This is a genomic window from Mycobacterium sp. IDUB_17 (assembly GCF_055419465.1).
In genome coordinates this window covers 887,010-904,519 of the sequence record NZ_JBVAXS010000002.1, presented here as the reverse complement: position 1 = coordinate 904,519, position 17,510 = coordinate 887,010, and the positions used below count along the sequence as shown (strand labels likewise).

At 67.2% G+C, this 17,510-nt stretch carries 19 protein-coding genes; 14 read left to right on the top strand and 5 right to left on the bottom strand.

Annotation, left to right across the window (positions count from 1 at the left end):
- Positions 1-17 precede the first annotated feature (17 nt).
- From ACZYZ7_RS11620 to ACZYZ7_RS11575, 10 genes are read left to right on the top strand one after another with little or no spacing between them, the layout of a single operon-like run.
- Positions 18-848, top strand: a complete 831-nt coding sequence (locus tag ACZYZ7_RS11620) for an MlaE family ABC transporter permease (RefSeq protein WP_450073076.1) — start codon at positions 18-20, stop codon at positions 846-848.
- Positions 845-2,269, top strand: coding sequence for an MCE family protein (locus ACZYZ7_RS11615; protein ID WP_450073052.1), 1,425 nt, complete (start codon positions 845-847; stop codon positions 2,267-2,269). Before ACZYZ7_RS11620 ends, ACZYZ7_RS11615 begins: the two co-directional genes overlap by 4 nt.
- Complete coding sequence (locus ACZYZ7_RS11610) at positions 2,266-3,318, top strand: MCE family protein (protein WP_450073053.1); 1,053 nt, start codon at positions 2,266-2,268, stop codon at positions 3,316-3,318. The genes ACZYZ7_RS11615 and ACZYZ7_RS11610 overlap by 4 nt, the downstream gene beginning before the upstream one ends.
- Positions 3,319-4,374 (top strand): MCE family protein, encoded by a 1,056-nt coding sequence (locus tag ACZYZ7_RS11605; protein WP_450073054.1) that lies wholly within the window; start codon positions 3,319-3,321, stop codon positions 4,372-4,374.
- The gene (locus ACZYZ7_RS11600; RefSeq protein WP_463740950.1) at positions 4,371-5,483 is read left to right on the top strand and encodes an MCE family protein; all 1,113 of its coding nucleotides are present in this window, start codon (positions 4,371-4,373) and stop codon (positions 5,481-5,483) included. Before ACZYZ7_RS11605 ends, ACZYZ7_RS11600 begins: the two co-directional genes overlap by 4 nt.
- A 6-nt stretch (positions 5,484-5,489) precedes the next feature.
- Positions 5,490-6,545 (top strand): MlaD family protein, encoded by a 1,056-nt coding sequence (locus ACZYZ7_RS11595; RefSeq protein ID WP_463740949.1) that lies wholly within the window; start codon positions 5,490-5,492, stop codon positions 6,543-6,545.
- The gene (locus ACZYZ7_RS11590; protein ID WP_463740948.1) at positions 6,542-7,765 is read left to right on the top strand and encodes an MlaD family protein; all 1,224 of its coding nucleotides are present in this window, start codon (positions 6,542-6,544) and stop codon (positions 7,763-7,765) included. The genes ACZYZ7_RS11595 and ACZYZ7_RS11590 overlap by 4 nt, the downstream gene beginning before the upstream one ends.
- Complete coding sequence (locus ACZYZ7_RS11585; RefSeq protein WP_463740947.1) at positions 7,762-8,379, top strand: mce associated protein mas1a; 618 nt, start codon at positions 7,762-7,764, stop codon at positions 8,377-8,379. Before ACZYZ7_RS11590 ends, ACZYZ7_RS11585 begins: the two co-directional genes overlap by 4 nt.
- 30 nt (positions 8,380-8,409) lie before the next feature.
- Positions 8,410-9,315, top strand: a complete 906-nt coding sequence (locus tag ACZYZ7_RS11580) for an oxygenase MpaB family protein (RefSeq protein WP_135458286.1) — start codon at positions 8,410-8,412, stop codon at positions 9,313-9,315.
- Entirely contained in the window at positions 9,312-10,019 is a 708-nt protein-coding gene (locus ACZYZ7_RS11575; protein ID WP_463741067.1) for an oxygenase MpaB family protein, read from the top strand. The genes ACZYZ7_RS11580 and ACZYZ7_RS11575 overlap by 4 nt, the downstream gene beginning before the upstream one ends.
- Positions 10,020-10,035: 16 nt before the next feature.
- On the opposite strand, the gene ACZYZ7_RS11570 is transcribed toward ACZYZ7_RS11575, so the two are convergent.
- Entirely contained in the window at positions 10,036-10,725 is a 690-nt protein-coding gene (locus ACZYZ7_RS11570) for a hypothetical protein (RefSeq protein ID WP_463740946.1), read from the bottom strand.
- Between the two features lie 231 nt (positions 10,726-10,956).
- Between ACZYZ7_RS11570 and ACZYZ7_RS11565 the strand changes: the two genes are divergently transcribed.
- Together ACZYZ7_RS11565 and ACZYZ7_RS11560 are read left to right on the top strand one after the other, a co-directional pair.
- Positions 10,957-11,535 carry a hypothetical protein gene (locus tag ACZYZ7_RS11565; RefSeq protein ID WP_463740945.1) on the top strand — a complete coding sequence of 193 codons (579 nt, stop codon included), beginning with the start codon at positions 10,957-10,959 and terminating at the stop codon, positions 11,533-11,535.
- Positions 11,532-11,834: a hypothetical protein gene (locus tag ACZYZ7_RS11560; RefSeq protein WP_463740944.1), complete on the top strand. Its 303-nt coding sequence runs from the start codon at positions 11,532-11,534 to the stop codon at positions 11,832-11,834. The genes ACZYZ7_RS11565 and ACZYZ7_RS11560 overlap by 4 nt, the downstream gene beginning before the upstream one ends.
- On the opposite strand, the gene ACZYZ7_RS11555 is transcribed toward ACZYZ7_RS11560, so the two are convergent.
- Positions 11,823-12,521, bottom strand: coding sequence for a demethylmenaquinone methyltransferase (locus tag ACZYZ7_RS11555; RefSeq protein WP_135458296.1), 699 nt, complete (start codon positions 12,519-12,521; stop codon positions 11,823-11,825). The two genes, ACZYZ7_RS11560 and ACZYZ7_RS11555, sit on opposite strands and share 12 nt — an antisense overlap.
- Positions 12,522-12,603: 82 nt before the next feature.
- Between ACZYZ7_RS11555 and ACZYZ7_RS11550 the strand changes: the two genes are divergently transcribed.
- A complete protein-coding gene (locus ACZYZ7_RS11550; RefSeq protein ID WP_463740943.1) occupies positions 12,604-13,428 on the top strand; it encodes an SDR family oxidoreductase in 825 nt (274 codons plus the stop codon).
- A 20-nt stretch (positions 13,429-13,448) separates the two neighbouring features.
- Here ACZYZ7_RS11550 and ACZYZ7_RS11545 read toward each other — a convergent pair whose 3' ends face one another.
- Entirely contained in the window at positions 13,449-14,576 is a 1,128-nt protein-coding gene (locus ACZYZ7_RS11545) for a glycosyltransferase family 4 protein (protein WP_463740942.1), read from the bottom strand.
- A gap of 89 nt (positions 14,577-14,665) precedes the next feature.
- Between ACZYZ7_RS11545 and ACZYZ7_RS11540 the strand changes: the two genes are divergently transcribed.
- Complete coding sequence (locus tag ACZYZ7_RS11540) at positions 14,666-15,358, top strand: DsbA family protein (RefSeq protein ID WP_463740941.1); 693 nt, start codon at positions 14,666-14,668, stop codon at positions 15,356-15,358.
- Here the strand turns inward: ACZYZ7_RS11540 and ACZYZ7_RS11535 are convergent.
- The gene (locus ACZYZ7_RS11535) at positions 15,342-15,827 is read right to left on the bottom strand and encodes a DUF3592 domain-containing protein (RefSeq protein WP_135460277.1); all 486 of its coding nucleotides are present in this window, start codon (positions 15,825-15,827) and stop codon (positions 15,342-15,344) included. The genes ACZYZ7_RS11540 and ACZYZ7_RS11535 overlap by 17 nt on opposite strands.
- Before the next feature lie 32 nt (positions 15,828-15,859).
- The gene (gene menD, locus ACZYZ7_RS11530) at positions 15,860-17,497 is read right to left on the bottom strand and encodes a 2-succinyl-5-enolpyruvyl-6-hydroxy-3-cyclohexene-1-carboxylic-acid synthase (RefSeq protein WP_463740940.1); all 1,638 of its coding nucleotides are present in this window, start codon (positions 17,495-17,497) and stop codon (positions 15,860-15,862) included.
- Positions 17,498-17,510: the final 13 nt, after the last annotated feature.

Here is a 17,510-nt window from a genome sequence, read left to right as displayed (position 1 = left end):
TCACCAGCAGCGCTGCCCTGCACCGGATTTCGCGGCCCGCGCGCGCCGGGTACGACGCACTCGCCGTCGCCGGCCAGCACGTCACGTTCTACGCCAAAGTCCTGGGGTCCCTGCCGTACGCCCTCGTCCGCTACCGCAAGCACACCCTGGGACAGATCGGCGAGGTCACCTTCGGCACCAGCTCGCTGCTGTCCGGCGGCGGAACCATCGGCATCGTGTTCGCCATGTCGCTGGCCGCGGCCATGATGCTGGGCGTCGAGACCCAGCGCGGCCTGGATCTGGTCGGGATGAACACGCTCTCGGGCATGCTCGCCGCGATCGCCAACACCCGCGAACTGGCGCCCGTGGTGGTGGCAATCGCGTTGGCCGCCAAGGTCGGAACGGGATTCACCGCCCAGATCGGGGCCATGCGGATCTCTGACGAGATCGACGCACTCGACGCCATGGCGCTGCGCTCCATCCCCTACCTGGTCGGCACCCGCGTGCTGGCCTCGGTGGTCTGCGTCATCCCGATCTACATGATCGGACTGCTGGCGAGCTACCTGTCCACCCGCACCGTGGTGGTGATCTTCAACGGCGCCTCCCCCGGCACCTACGACTACTTCTTCCACCTGGCCCTCGGTCCGCGAGACCTGCTCTACTCCGGGATCAAGGCCATCGTCTTCGCGATCGTGGTGGCGCTGGTGCACTGCACCTACGGCTACTTCGCCTCGGGCGGGCCCGCCGGGGTGGGGCAGGCCGCGGGACGGGCACTGCGCACCGCGATCCTCGCGGTCGGCATCCTCGACGTGCTGCTGACCTTCGCGCTGTGGGGCCTGGTCCCCGAGATCCCCGGGATGGGAATGTGAACGGGCCAGGCAGATCCAGGAAGCGAAGCAGGCGCACCGACCCCAGCCGGGCGAAACTGGCGCTGCGCGGGCTGGCCGCGGCCGCCGTGGCGATGGCCGTGGCATCCGTGCTGGTGGCCCGAGCCTCGGGACATCTGGAACGCAGCGCCGATGTGTTCGTTGGGGTGCCGGTGTCGGCCGGGTTGATCACCGGCGGATCCCCGGTCCGCTACCACGGTGTCAACGTCGGGCGCATCGCCGACATCGAGTCGGGCACCCGCACGTCACGGGTCCGGCTGGCGATCGAACCCGACAGCCTGGGCATCATCCCGTCCTCGGCGGTCGCGCGGATCGTGCCCCGCACCTTTTTCGGCGACATCTATCTGCAACTCGTTGACCCGCAAGGCAACCGGTCGGCCACCGGGCTGAAGCCGGGAGACACCGTGGCGATCGATGACAGCCCCGACGCGATGGCGCTCTACGACGTGTTCACCAAGATCGTCGAACTGTTCTCGCAGATCAAACCCGAACGCATGCAGACCGCCCTCACCGCGATCAGCCAGTCGCTGCGTAACCGCGGCACCGAGCTGGGCACCACGATCGACAACCTGAGCGCCAGCGCGCAGGTCCTCACGCCGTCGCTGGTGCGATTCCTCGACACCACACCGCAGTTCCGGGATGTGATGGCCTCGCTGAACACCGCGACCCCCGACATCATCTCGACGCTGTCGGCGGCGACGTCGGTGTCCAATCGGATGGTCGACGACCAGAAGAAGTTCGCCTCGGCCATCGACGGTTTCGCCCGGTTCTCTTCAGTGCTCACCTCGTTCATGTCCGATCACCGCGAGCAGTTGATCACCGTGGTCGACTCGGCCGGGAAGATCATGGCGACCACCGCCGCCCAGCCCCTGGGTCTGGTCGACACCCTCGCCGGCGCACAGTCGTTCGGCGAGGCCGGCGCCAAGGTGTTCGCGACGGGCAAGTTCAACATCACCGCCGTGGCGACCTTCGCCGGACCGATGCCGTACTCGCTGCAGGACTGTCCGGTCTACGGCAACACCCAGGGCGCGCGCTGCGCCGAATCCGCACCGTCGGGCGAGGTGCCGGATCAGCCGGCCGACGTGCTGGCCCGCCCGGCCGCCGACCTACCCGTCAATCCTCTTACCCCGCCGGCCCCGCACCTGCCCACGAATTCGTTCCTGCCGCCGGGGCCCGGGTTGCCGCAGTCGGCGCCGATCCCCACGGAACCGCTTCCCGCCGAGGCGGTTCCAGGGGCCGCACCCGCGTCAGCCGTCGTCGACGCCGACCGCCAGGCCCATGCCCTGGCGGTCCTGCAGGACCAACTGATCCCCCCGACCGGTGCCCCCTCGACCCAACCCAACATCGCCACGGTGCTCATGCTGGGCCCGCTCGTGCGCGGCACGGAAGTACAGGTCTCATGAACCGCAACGGTGGTTGGCAGTCGTGGGCCAAGCTGGGCGCCTTCGGCACGGCCGGGATGCTCAGCGCGGTGCTGGTGATCAACACCCTGTCGGTGCCGGTGCGCGGTAGCACCGTCACCTACCAGGCGCAGTTCACCAGCGTCGAGGGCCTCAACGTCGGAAACCCGGTGACCATGAACGGTATTCGGATCGGCCGGGTGGATTCGATCCGGTTCGCCTCCAACGCCGACGGCACCAGCCGGGCTGACGTCGACATCGAGGTCAACTCCGACTTCACCCTGACCGGCAACGTCACCGCGGCGGTGCGCTACGGCGACATGCTCGGTGCCCGTTACGTGGCCCTGTCCGACCCGGGCGGCGCCATCATGGACGTCTCCACCGACGAACCGCCGGCCAGGCTGGCCGCCGGCGGCGTCATCCCCCTGGCCCAGACCTCGCCGGCGGTGGATCTGACCGCATTGCTCAACGGGTTCAAGCCGCTGTTCGACGCGCTGGCCCCCGAGCAGGTCAACACCCTTACCCGCGGATTCGTCGAGACCTTCAGCGGCCAGGCCCAGACCTTGACGACGCTGCTCACCCAGATCGCAGCCATGACATCGAGTTTGACCAACAACGCTGGGATTTTCACCCAGCTGATCGACAACATGTCGGCACTCATGCGGACCATGAACACCCGTCAGCCGCAGTTGGAACAGATGCTCACCGGGCTCAACCGGCTCAGCGCCGCGGTGACCTCCGGCGACCGGCAGTTCGAGATGCTCATCGACCAGGGCAACGCCGTGCTGGCCACTCTGGCCAACACGGTGAACAACTCCAGCGCCGCCTATGGAGACACCATCACCAATCTCAATTCCATGCTGCAGACCTGGCAGCCCAACACCGAGCAGTTCACCACGCTGCTGGCCCGGCTCCCGGAGTTCGGCGATGCGATCAACCGGACTTCCAGCTACGGCGGGTTCGTCAGCCTGTACCTGTGCAACTTCACCCTCAAGATTCGCAGCCACGAAGCCAACATCTTCGGCAGCAGACATTCCGAGGTGTGTTTGTAGATGTTCCTCGTCAAACTGATCGACCTCTTCGTCGGCGCGGTGATCTTCCTCTTCGTCAAAGATCAGCGCAAACACAACCCGTCAATCCCCTTGGCGCTGGGCATGATCGGCACGATCACCCTGGTCGCCATCATGGTCGTCTCGATCGGGATCCCCCGCGCCGTCTACCACATACGGACCAACGCGTATGTCGCCGAGCTGGCCAATGCGAGCGGACTGTCCGGTGGCGATCCGGTGTATGTCGCCGGGGTCCCGGCCGGGCGGGTGGAGGACGTGGCCTTGGCCGGCGACCGGGTCCGCGTCGGTTTCCGGCTGGACAAGGCTCAAGCGCTGGGCAACCGCACCACCGTCACGGTGCGACTGCGGACGGTGCTGGGCAAGCGGTTCCTCGACGTGATGCCCGCCGGGACCATCAACGGGTTGGACTCCAACGTCATCCCGTTGTCGCGCACCACCGTCCCCTACAGCCTCGACGAGGTGGGTCGTAAGGCCGCCGACACCGCCGAGCACGTCGACCAGCAGCCGTTGACGGCGATGATGAGCACCCTGGCCGAGACGATGCCGGGCAACAGCACCGAGCTCGGCAAGGCCCTGGCCGGGATCAGCGCGGCCAGTTCGGCGTTCGCCGACAACGGCGACAAGATCGACGAGATCCTGCGGATCAGCCGGTCGATGACCGAAATGCTGTCCCACCAGACGGATTCACTGGCCGACACCGCGGCCAACGCGCAGTACATCGTGTCCTCACTGGCCGCGCGGCGCCAGGCACTGACCGACATCGTTCACAACCTGACCGCGATCATGCGGCACCTGGCCGCGATCTACACCGAGAAGCAGGCCGATTTCAGCAGTCTGATCACCGGCCTCACCGCGGTCACCGGAACCTTGAAGGCCAACGTGGACAAGATCGACCAGACCCTGCAGAAGATGCCCCCGGCGATCCGGGCGGTCACCAACGCCACCGGCAACGGCAACTGGGCCGACGTCAACTCACCATCCGTGGTGATGCCCGACAACCTGTTGTGCTTCCTCAACGTTCAGCGGGAGTGCCGATGACTCGTGAAAACCGGAGCATCGCTTCCGTACTCGTCGTGGTCCTGTGTCTGGCCGCCGGCGGCTGGTACGTGTTCGGCCGCACCGACCGGGCCCGGACCGTGCACGCCGACTTCGGCTACATCAACGGCATCTACCCGGGCAGCAAGGTCACCGTGCTCGGGGTGCCGGTGGGACGGGTCACCGCGGTGACGCCGCAGGGCACCACGGTGCGGGTCACCATGACCCTTCCCGACGACGTCATGCTGCCCGCCGAACCGGACGCCTATGTGGTGAGCCCGGCGCTGATCAGTGACCGCAGTGTCGAACTCGGCCCGGCCTACAGCGGAACCGGGCCCACCCTGACCGACGGGCATGTGATCGGAGCCGACCACAGCCACTCCCCGATCACCTTCGACAGCATGCTCGGCAGCCTGAGCACGCTGACCTCGGCGATCGGCCCGCAACAGGGCGACATCGGTGCAGTGCTGACCCGAGGCGCCGAACAGTGGCACGACCAGGGCAAGCTGTTCAACTCCGCGATGCGCAACCTCAGCGCCGCCAGCGGCGTACTCGGCGCCCGGGCCGAGGACATCGGCGCGGTGGTGGACAACCTCAGCACGCTGATGGCCGCGTTCAACCAGCGGCAGGTGTCGCTGAACCAGATGGTCGACGAACTCGGCCAGGTCGGCGGAAGCTGGGCCGACGCCAACGTCGACATCGCCCAGCCCATGGCCGATCTCAAGGTCGTGCTCGATCAGGTCGACACCTTCGTCACCCAGCACGGCGACGACCTCGGCACCATCGCGGCCAACCTCAACGCCGTCGGCGACGTACTGACCGCCAATCAACCCCAGCTGGCCGAATTCATGGACCTGGTACCGCTGATGATGCAGAACCTGTCCAACACCGTCGGCCAGGACCGGCGCGGCCGGATCCGGCTGAACGTGTCCACGGTGCTCACCCAGTTCGCCGCGGCCCAGAACTTCTGCGACCGCAACATGCTGCCGATGTGCGTGGGCGCCGGGATCACCAACCCGATCTCCTACCCGATCAGCCGGTCGGACCCGCTGGGCATCGTCACCGCGGTCACCGGCAACACCCCGCCGCCGAACCCGAAGTACCCGAGGTGAACGGTCATGTCTAGATCCCTGGCTCGCCTCTCGACCGGCTGTGCGGTGATCGTGGCCGCCGCGGGCGTATGGGCATTGAGCGATATCGGAATTCAGGATCTTCCCCTGGGCCGCACCTCCCCCACCGACACCATGGCCGTCACGGTGGTGCTGCCGACCGCCGACGGCATCACCATCGGCGCCGACGTCCGCAACGGGCAGAAGGTGGTGGGCCGGGTCAGCGGGATGAACCTGGCCGCCTCGGGAGCCTCGGTGCAGCTGAGCCTGGCCGACGCAGACGGCCTCGACTCCGGAACCGTCGCCAGCGTGGAACTCCCATCGGCCCTGGGCAATCCGTTCGTCCGGCTCAGCAGCGCACAGCTCGCACCCCAGCGTGCGCTGCGCGACGGCGACGTGATCCCGCCCAGCCACACCGAGCTCGGGCCGCAGATCGAAAGTGCGCTGGCCACCTTCGGGGCGCTGTTGTCCCGCAGCGGTGTCGACCAGCTCGCCACCATCGTCACCGAACTGGACAAGGCATTCGGAGGCCGGGCCGACAAGGTGCGCGGGCTGATCGACTCGATGTCGCTGCTGGCCGACAAGGCTTCTGAGCACCAGGGCGAGTTCGATCAGGCGATGAGCCTGGCCGCCAACATCACCGGGCAGTTCGGCCGCGAGCAGAAAACCGTGGCGGGATACCTCGACGCTGTACCCAAAGTCGTGGCGATGCTCGACGTGCAGCGCGCCAAGCTGCAGACCCTGTTCTCCTCGACCACCGCGCTGGCCGCCACGGCCAACAGTGCGCTGTCGTCGACCGACCTGAACGCGATGGTGACCGACGCGGGCACCGTCGTCGGCATGATGGGCACCTTCAACGACCGGCTCGGCGGGATGCTCACCGCGATGAACACCTTCCTGGAGAAGTTCGGCAACTCCGTCCACGGCGACTACCTGATGTTCGATGGCGCCCTGGACATTCCGGGCACCATCGACAAACTGCTCACCGGAGGGTTGATCGTCAACGGCACCCCGATCACCGGGGACGTGGCCCTGGAGGGGTTCTTGTCGGGAGGTCTGAATTGAGACGCCTGGTAGTGGTTCAGCTGGCGATCTTCGCGGTGATCGCCGTGATCGTCATCCCGTTCGGAATCCGCTATGTGGCCGGGCCCCAGGGCTTCCGGACACCGATGACCCTGACCGCGACGATGACCGACGCGTTCGGCCTGACCGCGGGAACCAGCGTCACCGTGCGCGGCGTGCAGGTCGGCACCGTCGACGACGTGTGGCTGACCCCCGACGGGACCGCGATGGTGCGGCTGGCGATCGACCCGGACACCCGGATCCCCCGCGACGCGATCCTCACCGTCGGGATGGGCACGGCCGCGGGTATCCAGAGCGTCGACATCATGCCGCAGTCCGACGCCGGGCCGTACCTGGCCTCGGGCGACACCATCGCCGCACCGGCCGACCGGCAACCCATCCAGATGGACCGCATCATGGGCGACACCGCGCAACTGGTGAAAGGCATTGACACCCAGGCGGTTCAATCGGTCGGCACCGAACTGTCGAATGCGTTCGACGGGCTGGGCCCCGATCTCGCCATGCTGATCGACAACGCGTCGGACATGTCCACCCGCATCCGCAACCAGACCGGTCAGCTGCAGCCTCTGATCGACGGCACCGCCGAGCTGGTCACCACCATGGCCGGCCAGGGCGATCCCTTCGTCCGCGGCATGGGCGCCAGCGCCCGTCTGGCCAATCAGCTCGACGGCAGCGGCCCGGCCTTCCTGTACCTGACCGACCGCTCACCGGCTGCGCTGAAGTCCCTGCAGCGGGTTCTGGACACCTATCAGGGCACGTTCGGCGCCACCCTGGCCAACCTGGCCACCGTCACCCCGATCATCGGGGACCGCACCGACTCACTGCAGACCGGCCTGTCGACGATCCCCAAAGGCCTGCAGGATCTGACCTCCATCGTGAAGGTCGACGCCACCGGCCAGACCCGGGCCGATTTCTCGTTGATCGCCACCCAGGGGCCGGTGTGCAACTACGACGTCGACCGCCGGGCCATCGGCGATGTCAGCGCGAAAGAGCCCAACCTGGTGATGTACTGCCCACCCGCACCCGACATGCTCATGCGGGGTGCGGTCAACGCACCCCGACCCAACGATCTCGGCCTGCAGAACTCACAGACCCCGGGGTATCCGATCGGACCCGAAGTGGTCAGCGACCCAGTGCAGATCCCGACCCTGGCCCAGCTGGCCTACAAGTGGCGCAGCATCCTGAAAGGTGGCCCGCAGTGAGCAATTCCGATGATGACGACCAGCGCATTGAATCGGTGCTGACGTTGGAGGATCCCGCTGAAGACACAGCAGACGAAGCCGACACACCCGAGACTGCCGAGGAGGCGGAGGTAGACGAAACCACCGCGCCCGGCCGGCGCAAGCACCGGCTCGTGGCGGGCCTGGTTGCGCTGCTGGCCGCGGCCGCCACGGCCGCGCTGGTGGTGTTGTCGATCAGTGAGTACCACCACCGCCAGGACGAATCGCTGCGCACCGAGGCCGTGCAGATGTCGCGTGACTATCTGGTGGCCATGGCCGCATTCGACTACCAGAAGATGGACGCCAACCGTGAGCACATCGTGGCCAACTCCACCCCCGGGTTCGCGGCCAAGTACGACGAGATGGTCAAGGCGCTTCGCGACATCGTGGTGACCAGCAAAGGCGTCGCGACCGCAACGGCCGATCACGTCGTCGTCGACTCGCTCGACGGCGACACCGCGACGGTCGTCGCGTTCGTCGACCAACACGTCACCAATGTGACTGCGCCACAGGGAAGTAACCAGAAGTACCGGATGGTGGTCAAGCTCGTGCGCAGCGGCGACCGCTGGATCGTCGACGACGTGCAGACCGTGTAACCCCGCCGTTTCACCCCCGAGAGGAGCCCCATGCCAGCGACATACGTGGATCTGGCCGCCGAGCCGCGGTTGACCACTGCCGAAACCCGCATCACCGTCACTCAGCGGGTGCCGCGGTGGATCAGGAAGAAGGACGTCGACCTGTCCGACGCGCTGGACTTCTGGTCCGCGGCCGGGGCGGCGGCCAACGTCATCATGCAGATGAGCTGGCCAGAGGTCGGTTACGGCGTCTCCGAAAGCCGGGTGGAATCAGGCAGTTTGGTGCATCACCCGTGGAAGCGGCTGCGCACCACCGCGCAGTACCTGACCGTCGCGATCCTCGGCAGCGACGAGGAGAAGAACGCCTATCGCGAGGCGGTCAACGTCGCGCACCGGCAGGTTCGCTCCACCGAGGACAGTCCGGTCAAGTACAACGCGTTCAACCGCGAACTGCAGTTGTGGGTGGCGGCATGCCTTTTCATCTTCTACGAGGACACCCATCAGCTGCTCTACGGCAAGATGACCGAGGAGCAGGCCGAAGGCTTCTACCAGAGCGCCATGACGATCGGCACCACTCTGCAGGTGCTCGAGGAGATGTGGCCGGCCACCAGGACCGACTTCGACGCGTACTGGAACACCGCGTGCGAACGCGTCGAGATGACCCCGTTCGTGCGGGATTACCTCATGGTTCTGGTGGAGTTGCGGATGATCAACTGGCCGATGCGGATGATGCTGGCACCGCTGTTGCGGTTCTTGACCATCGGCTTCCTGGCGCCGGTGTTCCGCGACGCCATGGAACTGGAGTGGACCGAAACCGACCGGCGCCGCTTCGAGCATCTCTTCCTGTTCGTGGCGTTCGTCAACCGCTTCCTGCCGAAGTCCTTGCGCACCGGCAACTACGCGGTGCTGTTGAAGGATCTGCGCCGCCGGATCCGCCGTAGGAAGGCCCTGATCTGAGCAGGGCGGCCATCCAACCGGTCCCGGACACGCTGCTGTCGCAGTATCTCCGGGACCGGCGGTTCCTGTTCGTCCTGCCGAGGGCGGCCTGCCTGCAGTCCCTGCATCCGACGATCGCCACCGGGATCTCGCAGCACGCACTGCTGCACCGGCGAGTCTGGTTACACCACAAACGCACGGTGACCCAGGCGATCAGGATCGCCTTCACCGACGTCGACATGCGGCCGTACATCCGGTTCGCACACGAAGAGGTCAAGGGCCGCGACCCGGCCGGGCAGAAGTACCACGCGCTGAACCCCGACGTCTTCCACTTCCAGCACGCCACCTACGTGGAAAGCCTTGTGATGATGGTCAATACCTTCATCCGGAAGCTCGATGAGCACGAACACGAGCAGCTCTACCAGGAGTGCTGCGCGTGGTACCGCCGCTACGGCATATCCACCCGACCGGTGCCGGGAAGCTGGCCCGAGTTCTGTGAGTACTTCGAGGACGAGTGCAGTACCCGGTTGAGCGTGGGCGAGCACTTCGAGCCGTTCCGCCGGCAGATGTTCGCGCCGACGGACTGGTGGCCACGGGCCGTGCCGCGGCGGGCGATCCGGGCCATGCAACATCCGCGGGCGGCCGAGTTGACCGGCACTTCGGTGAGCCCCCGCGATCGCCGATCCTTGAGGCGGTTCGTGCTGACCAGCCGGATGCTGTCGTAAGAATCTCAGCCGGGGCTCAAACCTGCCATTGTTGTCCATCGCCCTGCGGTGCCGGGTAGCGGTTCATGTACCTGCGGTTCGCGACGATCACCACGCCGATCAGAACTACCATCAGCGCCCCATACCCGGCGAAGAAGACCAGCACGCTGGTGGACGATTCCGGCTTGCCCAGCACCAGTTCGGGGCTGAAATCCGACCCGACTCTGATGCAGGTCACCGCCAAAGGTCCTCGGTCGGTGGGTAATTCGGCCACCGACACATACCTGATTGTGGGCCGGGCACCGCGGGACGTGGTTTTGACCTCATCCGGCGCGGGCAGCGTCAACTCCTCGCCGGCATCGGTGATCGCGGTACAGCGCACCGAACTCGGCGGCTTTCCGTCGAGGTGCTTCTCTTTGGCGAACACCATGTGCCCGTCAGCCGTCGGTGTCACCCGATCACCGCTGTCGAAATAGCCACCAGTGTCCCCGCGGAGCATCACCATGGCGACCGTGACCAAGAGCGCACCGAAAAGCCCGGATACGACGATCGGCAGGTACCTGGCACGCCCCTTCGGTTTCTGCGGTGGCGCGATGGACGGGTCCTGCCACGGCGGTGGCGGCATCGGCTCGATCGGGTAGCGGGGCGGCAGATGCTGCGGGTAGCCGTGGTGGTGCGGCGGGTTAGGCTGCGGCCCCTGGTGAGGGCCGCCGGCAGGTGGGTACACGCAAGGTCCTCTCGTCACCACAGCGATCCATCGCGATCCTAGGGTCGTACCCACTACTCGCAGCGGATTCACACTCGCAACTCTGGTCTAGCATCGTCGCCAGGTAGACGTACACCAGAGGGGACCGTCATCGAAAGCGCACCATCGCCGGCCGCGCAGGCACAATTGCCTCCGCACGCCCGGCCCGTTGCTGGATTCCCGTTCGGCGAACCTCTGCTCTACCTGCGCGCCATGACCGATCCCAAAGATCGCAACATCTGTTGTTCGCTCGAGAACGTCTTCGACCAACAGTTGGCCCTGATCCAACCCCTCGCTGTGATGCAGGGCGAACGGCACTTCGCCATCTTCCGTCCCGATGGGGCAGTTCTGCTGTACCTCAGCTGGTTCGATGAGCGGTCCCACGCTGGGCCGGACCTGGCGATGCAGGTCACTGACGCGAGCGGTCATCTCGTGGGACGCCTCCGCCGCACCGCTCCGGTTGCGCAGTTCTCCCGATGCCACGGTGGCACATTGGGATTGGAGGCGAACCGGCAGTGGTTGGGCGCCACCGAGATACACCAAAGCAGAACGGACAAACCCATACCGATCTTCGACTGCACCGGGACCCGGATCGGCCGTATCCACGGCCAAGTGATGTACTCCACCGGTTATAAGAGCACCCACCGGTCGTTCTCCGACTATCTGCTCGACAGCCCACAACCAAAGCCTTACCCACTGCCCGAGTTGATGTTGGCAGTGCTGTTCCTCCAATACCTCGAGGAACGGCTCCAACAGGGCCCGGTCACCGGGCTGTTCGGAGGGGCCACATGACCAAGCAACCGCGCCCCACACCCGACGCTCTGGTGGCGCTGCGCAATGCTCGGCTGTGGGAAGCCCAGGCGCAACTCGATTCTGGCGCAGAACGCAACCAGGCGCTCCCGGCCACGTCGCAATGGGCTGCCGCATATCAGGCACAGATGCAGACCCCGACCGGCAAGCGGTGGGTGCCGCTGCGGCGCGGTGCGCAGGATCTGACCCGGCTCAAGGTGCGCGATTACCTCCAGATGGCCCTGATGTCCGCGCTTGTACTTGGTCCTCTGGGCATGATCGTCTGGCGATTATTGACCTGAGGACGGCTTCGTCGCCGCGTGCAGTGCCACGATCCCACCGGTCAGGTTGCGCCACTTGACCTGTGACCAGCCGGCCTCGCCGATGCGCCGCGCCAGCTCATCCTGATCCGGCCAGGCCCGGATCGACTCGGCCAGATACACATATGCGTCCGGGTTGCTGGACACCGCGGTGGCCATCCGCGGCAGCGCCTGCATCAGGTACTCCTTGTACAGCGTTGCGAACGCACGGTTGGTCGGCGTGGAGAACTCACACACCACCAGCCGGCCACCGGGGCGCGTCACCCGGGCCATCTCACGCAGGCCCGCCACGTGGTCGACCACGTTGCGCAACCCGAAGCTGATGGTGACCGCGTCGAACACCCCGTCGGCGAACGGCAACCGGGTGGCGTCGGCGCCCACCTTGGGCACCGGGCGTGACGCCCCGGCGGCGAGCATGCCCACCGAGAAGTCCGCGGCCACACACCAGGCACCCGATGTCGCCAACTCGACCGTCGACACCGCGGTCCCCGCGGCCAGGTCCAACACCTTGTCGCCGGGGCCGATGCCCAGCGCCGCATGCGTCTGCCGACGCCAGAACCGGTCCTGCCCGAGTGACAGCACCGTGTTGGTCAGGTCGTAGCGCCGTGCCACGGCATCGAACATCGATGCCACTTCGTGGGGGTTCTTCTCCAGGCTCGCGCGACTCACGCCGCCGACGGTACCCGTAGTCCTCGCTGTGAACTTCCTGCGACCGGGAATTGGCGCCCACCGGCACGACTTGAACCTGATCATGAGCGAAAAAGTGTGGTTCATCACCGGTGCATCGCGGGGCTTCGGACGGGAGTGGGCGATCGCTGCCCTGGATCGGGGGGACAAGGTGGCCGCCACCGCGCGTGACACCGCGACACTGGCCGATCTGGCCGACAAGTACGGCGACGCGCTGCTGCCGATCAAGCTGGACGTCACCGACCGCGAGGCGGACTTCGCCGCCGTGAAAGCGGCCCACGATCGCTTCGGCCGCCTCGACATCGTCGTCAACAACGCGGGCTACGGCCAGTTCGGGTTCATCGAGGAGCTGTCGGAGGCCGACGCCCGCGATCAGATCGAGACGAACGTCTTCGGCGCGCTGTGGGTCACCCAGGCCGCGCTGCCGTACCTGCGGGCGCAAGGTAGCGGGCACATCATCCAGGTGTCCTCGATCGGCGGAATCACCGCGTTCCCGTTGGTCGGCATGTACCACGCGTCCAAGTGGGCGCTGGAAGGGTTCTCGCAGTCGCTGGCCGCCGAAGTCGCACCGTTCGGTATCCATGTGACGCTGATCGAGCCGGGCGGGTTCTCCACCGACTGGGCCGGATCCTCGGCCAGACATGCTGCCCCGCTTGCCGATTACGACGAGGCCCGCGCCGCCGCACAACACGCCCGGGCACAGCGCAGCGCCAAGCCCGGCGATCCCAAGGCCTCGGCCGAGGCGGTGCTGAAGATCGTCGACGCCGAAAACCCGCCGCTGCGAGTGTTTTTCGGCGAACTACCGCTGCAGCTGGCGAAGGCCGATTACGAGAGCCGGCTGGCGACCTGGGAGCAATGGCAGCCGGTGTCGGTCCTGGCACAGGGCTGAGTTCGCTCGCCGGGCAGAGGTCACGCAGCGCGCAGCTGACGCAGGCCCTGCACGGCCTCGTAGTGCCCGATCAGCTCATCGCAGATCGCGGGCCAGGTGCGGCTCAGCACGCTGCGACGCGCGGCCACCGAGTAGCGCGACCGCTCGGCGATCAGATGCTCCACGGATGCGGGCAGGGCGGACTCGAATTCCTCGACGGGCAGCAACAACCCGGTGCGGTACGGCGCCACCAGGTCCCTGGGTCCGCCGGCATCGGGAGCGATCACCGGCAGGCCGGAGGCCATCGCCTCCTGCACGGCCTGGCAGAACGTCTCGTGCTCACCGGGGTGGACGAAGACGTCCATGCTGGCGTAGGCCGCAGCCAGCGCCTCACCGTGCAGTTCACCGGTGAAAACGGCGGTGGGCAAGACTGTTCGGAGTTTGGCGCGGTCCACCCCGTCGCCCACCACCACCAGCTGAAGGTCGTCCCGCCCGGCCAGCGCGGCCAGCCGCTCCACGTGCTTCTCCGGCGCCAACCGCCCGACGAACCCGACGATCGGCCTGCCCTCGGGAGACCACGTCGCCCGCAGTTGCTCATCGCGGGCCGACGGCGCGAAACCCGTGATGTCGACCCCGCGCCCCCACTTGAAAACCCGGGGAATCCGGTGGGCTTCAAGGTTTTCCATCGCTGAGGTGGACGGGGCAAGCGTGCGGTCGGCCTTGCTGTGCAACCTCCGCGTCCACGCCCACGAGGCCCGCGAGAGGACGCCGACGCCGTAGCTCTCGGCGAAACCGGCGACATCGGTCTGGAACACCGCCACCGTCGGCACCCCCAGGTAGCGGGAGGCATGTACGCCGCCCCAGCCGAGCAGGGCCGGCGATGCGAGGTGAACGACGTCGGGGTCGAAGCCGCGCAGCACGTTCACCATCCGGGGCCGCGGCACACCCAGCGGCAGCGAGGTCACCATGGGAAACATCCGTGAGGGCACCCGGTGCACACGTACACCGTCATGGACGCGGTCGGCGGACGGCTGACCCCGCGGAGTGTCCGGAGCGATGACGAGTACCTCGTGGCCGGTGCGGCGGAGATGCTCGATCACCCGAAGCACCGAGTTGGTGACGCCGTTGACATTCGGGAGGAAGGACTCTGCAACGATCGCAACGCGCACACCGGAATGGTCTCAGCGGCACCTGTCGCCTAGGTAGCGTCCGGGGATACGACACGCTAAAAGCTGATGCGCGGGGCTAGTGTTGCGGCATGCGTTTGTCCCGCGTTGCTGCAGCGATGCTGGCCGTGCTGGCCTTGTCCGTTGCGGGGTCCACCACGGGCTGCACCCGGCTCGTCGACGGCACCGCGCAGGCCAACGGAGACAAACCCGGCAGCGCGATCACCCAGGACGGCTGGGGGGTCCAGATCGGCTATCCGGATGCGCCCGCGCGGATCGAGTTCTTCACCGAACCACAGTGCCCGGCATGTGCACACCTGCAGCATGAGTTCGGCGACGCTATCGCCAACGCCGTCGGCCAGGGCAAGTTGGCGGTGACGTACCGGCCGCTGACCTTCCTGGACCGCTCGGTCACCGAGTATTCGGCCCACGTGGCCAATGCTCTGTTCCTGGCCGCGGGACCGACCACCACCGGGGCGGCATTCCAGGCGTTCGTGCAGGATCTGTGGGGCCACCAGGAACCCGAGGGCTCGCCCGGCCCGACCGACGACCAGATCGCCGCCATGGCCTCCGGCAGCGGGGTCGGCGCCGAGCAGACCGAAAAGATCGCCGCGGGTGAGCACGCCGTCGACGCCGACCAGCTCAACGACGCCAACGCCGAACTACTCACCGAAACCCAATATGAGGTGTCCACCCCGGCGATCTATGACCTCGTCGGCGAGCAGGTTGTCGACACCAGCGACCCTGACTGGCTGGCCAAACTGCTGGCTACGCCGCGGAGCTGACCCGGCTCAGCCGTCGCTGCAGGAACGCCAGCAGCGTCAGCGCCGCGGCCGCAACCAACCAGCCCACCACCGCGATCGACCCGGCCGGGATGATCGACAGTGAGGCATCGCGGTCGCGGACCCGCACCAGATCGGGATTGTTCTTGTCGTATTCGACGTAGATCCGCATCCCGGTGTCGAGTTCGGACGGATACAGCACGCCCAGCTCGGGACGGTAGGTCACGCGGTCGGGCGTGACGAACTCGATCGTCGAGCGCCGCGGTCCGGCACTGAGCACCTCGGCGGCGGCCACGCCCATGTTGCTCTCGATCTGCTGGTCATTGCGCCACGCGCCGAGCACCAGCAGCACCGACTGCAACGTGACCAGGCACGCGGCGATCACCACGCCGATCCGCACCCGGCGGATGATCCGCTGGGACCGCGTCTCGCCCGGTTCGCCGTACAGGTGCGGAATCAGCGGCTGCACCATCGCCCGCAAACGCGCCGCGATCTGCGCGGGCCTCACAAGGCGGCCTTGATCGACGCGTGCAGGGCGCGCAGCGACGACCGGTCGGCCTTCACCTCCAGCACCCGCATCCCGTCGAAGGGTTCGGCCAGCGCAGCGCCGAGTGCGTCAGCCTCCACCTGCTGACTGTCCACGTGATAGGCGCGGCACAACGCCGCGACATCCACATCGTGCGGGGTACCGAAGATTCGCGACGAGACGTCGGCGAACCGTGGATCACCCTGTTCGAGCAGCTCGAAGATGCCGCCGCCGTTGTCGTTGGACACCACGATGGTCAGGTTGCGCGGCGTCGGCTCGGTGGGCCCGACCAACAGCCCCGAGCTGTCGTGCACAAAGGTCAGATCCCCGATCAGCGCAATGGTCCGGCCATCGTGCGCCAGCGCCGCACCGATCGCCGTCGACACCGTGCCGTCGATACCGGCGACACCGCGGTTGGACCGCACCTTGACGCCCGCAGTGCGCAGCCCGACCAGGGCGGCGTCGCGCACCGGATTGGACGCCCCGAGCACCAGCTGATCCCCCGGGCGCAGCGCATCGGCGACCACCGCGGCCACGTGCAGACCGGTGGTCAGCGGGTGCGACGCGAGTTGCTGCCGCACCGCCGCCACGGCGTGCTGGTTGAGCTCGGTGCAGCGGCTCAGCCAGGCCGGGTCCGGGGTGCCGGTCGTCACCGCGCGGGTGCCGGTGGCCATCGAGTTGCCCGAGACGTCGGGCCAGCGCGGGCCCGTGGTCAGCGCGTAGACCGGCACCGCCGGATCGGCCAGCAGTGCCGAGACCGGCCGGTGCAGGGTGGGACGCCCCAACATGATGACTTGTTTGGGGTGCACGAGGCGCAGCGCCAGCGGGTGCAGCGGGTTCTCCGGAAGCGGCGCGGTGGGCTCGGCCACCGTCGGCAACCCCGCCAGATTGGGATGGACGCCGGCACCATGGCCGGCGATCACCACGGTGTCCGGGGTGAGGTCGATCTCCAGCGGCTGGTCGAAACTCACCGGCGGGGTGTAGGTCCAGGGCTTGCCGTCCGGGCGGCCCGGCGGGAAGGACGCGTCCCCGTGCGCGTTATCGGGAACCAGCGGCTCGCGCAGCGGGATGTCGAACTGCACGGGCCCGGCGTTGGCGGTACGCGATCCGGTGGCCGCCGCCAGCACCCGGCAGGTCGCCGAGCGCCACTGGGCGTTGAGCGAAATGAGTTCGCCCGGCTTCGCCCCGGTGAGTTCGGGCGCCAGACCCACACTGATGTTCGCCCGCACCTGGGTACCGAAATAACCCAATTGCTCAAAGGTCTGGTTGGCGCCGGTGCCCAACATTTCATAGGGCCGGTTGGCGCTCAGCACGATCAGCGGCACCCGGGCGTAGTTGGCCTCGACGACCGCGGGGCCGAGGTTCGCCACCGCGGTGCCCGAGGTCATCGCGATGCAGACCGGGGACCGCTCGGCGACTGCAAGACCGACGGCCAGGTACCCGGCCGTGCGCTCGTCGATGCGGACGTGAAGGCGTATGCGGCCGGCACGGTCGGCGTCGGACAGCGCGAACGCCAGCGGCGCATTCCGCGAGCCCGGGCACAGCACCACATCGCGGACACCGCCGCGGATCAGTTCGTCGACGACTACGCGCGCCTGTGCCGTCGAGGGGTTCACCACTCCACCTTAT

Coding starts and splice junctions, on each gene's coding strand:
- ACZYZ7_RS11550 (WP_463740943.1), top strand. CDS start 12,604: ATGAGCGAAAAAGTGTGGTTCATCACCGGTGCATCGCGGGGCTTCGGA.
- ACZYZ7_RS11610 (WP_450073053.1), top strand. CDS start 2,266: ATGAACCGCAACGGTGGTTGGCAGTCGTGGGCCAAGCTGGGCGCCTTC.
- ACZYZ7_RS11580 (WP_135458286.1), top strand. CDS start 8,410: ATGCCAGCGACATACGTGGATCTGGCCGCCGAGCCGCGGTTGACCACT.
- ACZYZ7_RS11595 (WP_463740949.1), top strand. CDS start 5,490: ATGTCTAGATCCCTGGCTCGCCTCTCGACCGGCTGTGCGGTGATCGTG.
- ACZYZ7_RS11565 (WP_463740945.1), top strand. CDS start 10,957: ATGACCGATCCCAAAGATCGCAACATCTGTTGTTCGCTCGAGAACGTC.
- ACZYZ7_RS11600 (WP_463740950.1), top strand. CDS start 4,371: ATGACTCGTGAAAACCGGAGCATCGCTTCCGTACTCGTCGTGGTCCTG.
- ACZYZ7_RS11535 (WP_135460277.1), bottom strand. CDS start 15,827: ATGGTGCAGCCGCTGATTCCGCACCTGTACGGCGAACCGGGCGAGACG.
- ACZYZ7_RS11605 (WP_450073054.1), top strand. CDS start 3,319: ATGTTCCTCGTCAAACTGATCGACCTCTTCGTCGGCGCGGTGATCTTC.
- ACZYZ7_RS11560 (WP_463740944.1), top strand. CDS start 11,532: ATGACCAAGCAACCGCGCCCCACACCCGACGCTCTGGTGGCGCTGCGC.
- ACZYZ7_RS11540 (WP_463740941.1), top strand. CDS start 14,666: ATGCGTTTGTCCCGCGTTGCTGCAGCGATGCTGGCCGTGCTGGCCTTG.